The 4,405-nt window shown below is 73.5% G+C and carries 5 protein-coding genes; 2 read left to right on the top strand and 3 right to left on the bottom strand.

The genetic code is table 11. The features are described 5' to 3' along the window. Positions 1-486 (bottom strand): hypothetical protein (locus tag E1300_RS47875; protein WP_131763893.1); only part of this gene is annotated, 486 nt, incomplete at its 3' end. A 276-nt stretch (positions 487-762) separates the two neighbouring features. After that, on the bottom strand, positions 763-1,035 hold the full coding sequence (locus tag E1300_RS47870; protein WP_131763892.1) for a sulfurtransferase TusA family protein: 273 nt from the start codon (positions 1,033-1,035) through the stop codon (positions 763-765). A 356-nt stretch (positions 1,036-1,391) separates the two neighbouring features. Between E1300_RS47870 and E1300_RS47865 the strand changes: the two genes are divergently transcribed. Next, entirely contained in the window at positions 1,392-1,730 is a 339-nt protein-coding gene (locus tag E1300_RS47865; protein ID WP_165503333.1) for an STAS domain-containing protein, read from the top strand. 119 nt (positions 1,731-1,849) lie between these two features. Beyond that, positions 1,850-3,427 (top strand): purple acid phosphatase family protein, encoded by a 1,578-nt coding sequence (locus E1300_RS47860; RefSeq protein ID WP_242619876.1) that lies wholly within the window; start codon positions 1,850-1,852, stop codon positions 3,425-3,427. A gap of 21 nt (positions 3,428-3,448) precedes the next feature. On the opposite strand, the gene E1300_RS47855 is transcribed toward E1300_RS47860, so the two are convergent. Then, a partial coding sequence (locus E1300_RS47855) for an ROK family protein (RefSeq protein ID WP_131763890.1) occupies positions 3,449-4,405 on the bottom strand: 957 nt, incomplete at its 5' end.

Below are 4,405 nucleotides of genomic sequence, written 5' to 3'. Positions count from 1 at the left end.
ATGGGCGCGGACGCTGCGGACCGCCCCGCCGTACGCGCCGGTCCGCGGCCGGGCGAGGGCGTTGCGCGCGTCCGGCGGGCAGCCGTCGGGGTCGGCGCAGTCGACCCGGAGCTCGAAGCGGGACACGCGGGGCGCGATCAGCTCCTCGCAGGACGCGCGGGTCCAGCGGAAGGCGCGGGCGACGTCGCGCTCGACGGCCGTCCGGCCGGTGCCGGAGTACAGGGCGAGGTTGAACAGGTCTCGCGAGTCGAACCGCTCGCGGCCCGGCTCCCCGGTGCACGGCAGCCCGCGCCGGACGAGGGCCGCCAGCGTCGCCTGGTCGCACGCGAGCGCCGCGGCGGCGGCGCGGCGGCCGGTGTCGGGCCGGTGGTGCTCCGGCGGGATGACGAACAGCCCCTCCAGGGCCTGGAGGAGCGCGCCGTCCGCGCGGAGGGACCGCCTCCGGTCGCGTGATCGCCCGGCCGCCACGTCAGCGGGTCGCGGCACGGTGGACGGAACGATGGACGACTCTGGGGACGGCTCCGTGGACGGGGCGGGGGTCGGGCCGGACGTCCATGCGCGGCACTCCTGGATCGCGCGGCGCGCGGGCCGCCTGCGCGAGGTAGGCGATTCGGCTCTCCGGCATGTCTATCACCGACCCGGTGCCCGCAGGGGTCCGCGAGGCGTACGGGGGAAGGAGGCTGGGGTAATCGGACGCGACCATGGAGGCCACTCTAGGCGCTTATTGGCGGTTCGCCAATAACATCGCCCCACGTCGCGGTGTCAGCGGGGACGCCAGGGGGACGCGGGGTCGGTGGCGCGGGGGGTTTCGGCCACCCGCAGGGCGTAGGTCGGGCGCCCGCCCTCGACGGGGCCGAGGTAGTCGTGGCCCGTCAGGTGGCACCAGGCGGGCAGGTCGATCGGCGCGGCCGGGTCGGTGGCGATCAGGTGGACGACCGTGCCCGCCGGCAGGTCGGCGATGCGGCCGCGCAGTTCCAGCAGCAGCCGCACGCAGGAGCGGTCGCCGCCGTCGATCACGACCGGGTCCGAGCTCATCCGGCGCCCTCCGCCTCGCTCCCCCGGGACGCGGCGCCCGCGGGGGTCGGTCAGGATCTCGAAATATACGGCTCCGGGGTGACGGAGGGGGACGGATCGTTCCAACGCAGGAGCGCGGGCCGGACGGGGTCTCCCGGAAGCGGCCCGAGCGGCGAGTACGCCGGGGAACCCGCGATTTCGGGACCGAACGGGGTAAACGCCGGGAGCCGCATGATGGCCGAGCGAGTTCCGGAACTTGACCGTCCCTTTCAGGTTCTGTCCAGCTTTGAGGCTTACAGTCGCAGTGAAACCTTCCGGGCGGCATCCATGTGAGGAACCGACTTTGGGGCCACGCCATGAACTTCGGAGCAGCGCGAGTGGAGAGCACGGACACCTGCGGGGTGCTGGAGTTCCCCGCGGAGGTCGACCTGAGCAACGGCGAGGAGATCCTCGGCCAGGCCGTCGGGCTGCTCGACTCCGGAACCCCGGCCCTCATCCTTGACCTCACCGGCTGCACGTTCTTCGACTCCAACGGGCTGAACGTCATCACCCGGTCGCAGATGCGCGCGACCGAGCTGGGCGTCCCGATGTGGGTCGTGCTGCCGCCGCGCGGCATCGTCCGGCGGGTGTCGGACGTGGCCGGCCTCCAGCGGCGCGTCGCCATCGCCCCGGACGTGGCGACCGCCCGCGAGGCGCTGGCCGTGCCGCAGCCCTGAGCCGCCCCCGCCTCACCTGCGGAAGTCCGGTTCGTGGCGGCTTGCCGGACATGAGGCGAACGCTCCCTGTTAACCCCGGGGACACCGATCCGCCGGGCACGTCCGCCACCCTGAGGTGAGTGGACACACCTCGTATGAACATCCCGGAGCGCCTCGCCGCGCGCATGAGCATGGCGGAGCAGCACGAATACCTCCACGCCCGGTTCTCCCGCCGCCGCCTGCTGCGCGGCGGCGCGGTCACCGCCGGCGCCCTCGCGGCGACCGGCGCCCTCACCGGCCCCGCGACCGCGGCCCCCCTGCTCAGGACGGCCCCCTCCACCGAGCACGTCGACGGCGCGCTCGTGGCGCCGCTCGGCCGGCACCTCACCTTCGGCGAGGACCCGAGCACGCAGATGCGGGTGTCCTGGCAGGTCCCGGTCGCGGTGCGCAAGCCGTTCGTCCGGATCGGGACGCACCCGTGGAACCTCTCCCAGAAGATCTCCGCCGAGGTGCGCGCCCTGCACACGCCCGCCGGCGTCGGCGCGAGCCCGGACGTGACGCAGTACTACCTGCACGTCGCCCTGGAGAGGCTGCACCCGGGCACGACCTACTACTACGGCGTCGGGCACGAGAACTTCGACCCGGCGACCGCGCACCTGGCCGGGACAATCGGGACGTTCACCACGGCCCCGCGCGGCGCCCGCAAGTTCACCTTCACCGCGTTCGGCGACCAGGGCGTCAGCTACCACGCGCTCGGCAACGACAGCCTGATCCTCGCGCAGAACCCGGCGTTCCACCTGCACGCCGGCGACATCTGCTACGCCGACTCGTCCGGGCAGGGCAAGCCCGCGGACACCTTCGACGCCCGGCTGTGGGACCAGTTCCTCGCGCAGACCGAGACGGTCGCCAAGCAGGTGCCGTGGATGGTGTCGTACGGCAACCACGACATGGAGGCGTGGTACTCCCCCAACGGGTACGGCGGCGAGGAGGCCCGCTTCCCGCTGCCCCGCAACGGCCCCGACCCGAAGAACCTGCCGGGCGTCTACTCCTTCGTCTACGGCAACACCGCGGTCATCTCGCTGGACGCGAACGACGTCTCCTACGAGATCCCGGCCAACCTGAACATCTCCAAGGGCAAGCAGACGGCCTGGCTGGAGCAGCAGCTCAAGAAGCTGCGGCAGCGGCGCGACATCGACTTCATCGTCGTCTTCTTCCACCACTGCGCGTTCTCCACCACCAACCAGCACGCCTCCGAGGGCGGCGTGCGGGAGGCGTGGGTCCCGCTGTTCGAGAAGTACCAGGTGGACCTGGTCGTCAACGGCCACAACCACGTCTACGAGCGGACCGACGCCATCAAGGGCAACACGGTCGGCAGGCAGGTGCCGATCGGCGGGACGTCCCGTCCGGAGACCGACGGCGTCGTGTACGTGACGGCGGGCGGCGCGGGCAAGAGCCTCTACAGCTTCCCGGTGCCGGACAGCTACGAGGGCAGCGAGAAGCCGCTCGACTCCGTCGCCACCTACGCGTGGGACAAGTCGGGCAACAAGGTGCCCGAGACCGTGCACTGGTCGCGGGTGCGGTTCACCGGCTACTCGTTCATCCGGGTGGACGTGGACCCGGGCGGGCGCGGGCGCACCGCGACGCTGTCGGTGCGGGCGCTGGCCGAGAGCGGCGCCGAGATCGACCGGTTCACGATCGCCCGCAAGTCCCGCGCGTAGCGCCCGCCGGGACTCCCCCGGTCAGCCGCCGAGGGCCTCGCCGATCCAGCCGTCGGCGGCGTCCAGCAGCAGATGGCCCGCGCCGAGGATGCCGACGTCCCGGCCGGCGCGGGACACCGCGATCTCCAGGTTGCGGGTCGCGAGCGGCAGGCACCGCTCGTAGACGGCCCCGCGGATCGTCGCGACGAGCGGCTCGGCCTCCGAGAGGCTGCCGCCGATGACGAGCGCGTCGGGGTTGAAGAAGTTGACGAGCGCGGTGAGCACGTCGCCGATCAGCCGGCCGGCGGTGCGCACCGCGCTGGTGGCCTGCGGCACGCCGTCGGCGACGAGCTCGACGATGCGGGACGGCCCGGCGGCGTCGATGCCGTGCGCGGCCAGCGCGGCGGCGAGCGCGGCGCCGCTGGCGTGGGCCTCCAGGCAGTCGGGGTGACCGCACGAGCAGTCGACGGTCGCCTCGGACAGGATCCGGACGTGGCTGATGTCGCCCGCGGCGCCGCGGCCGCGGTGCAGCCGCCCGTCCACGATGACGCCGCAGCCGATGCCGCTGCCGAGCTTGACGACCATGAGGTTGTCGAGGCCGGGCCAGGAGTGGCGGTGCTCGCCGACGGCCATGAGGTTGGCGTCGTTCTCGACGAGGGCGGGGACGCCCGCGCGCTCGGCGGCGAAGTCGCGGACGGGGAAGTCGTTCCAGCCGGGCATCCGCGAGGGCGAGACGACCTGGCCGGTGGCGGGGTCGACGGGGCCGGGCAGGCCGAGGCCGACGCCCCGCACCGGGACGTCGGCGAGGCCGTGGTCGCGGGCGAGCGCGCGGAGCCCGTCGAGGACGGCGGTCAGCGTCGCCTCGGGCCCGACGGCGATGTCGCAGGCGAGGTCGTCGAGGGCGAGCGGCGTCCCGGTGAGGTCGACGGCCGCGAGCCGCGCGTGGTGCGCGCCGAGGTCGGCGACGAGGAAGACGCCGGCGCCGCGGGCGAGCCGTAG

Source organism: Actinomadura fibrosa (assembly GCF_900659615.1).
GTDB lineage: Bacteria > Actinomycetota > Actinomycetes > Streptosporangiales > Streptosporangiaceae > Spirillospora > Spirillospora fibrosa.
Note: the sequence above shows the minus strand (reverse complement) of the source record. Positions and strands in the feature narration are given on the sequence as shown.

Excerpts from the sequence above, each read along its gene's own strand:
- E1300_RS47870 (WP_131763892.1), bottom strand. The coding sequence starts at position 1,035 with ATGAGCTCGGACCCGGTCGTGATCGACGGCGGCGACCGCTCCTGCGTG.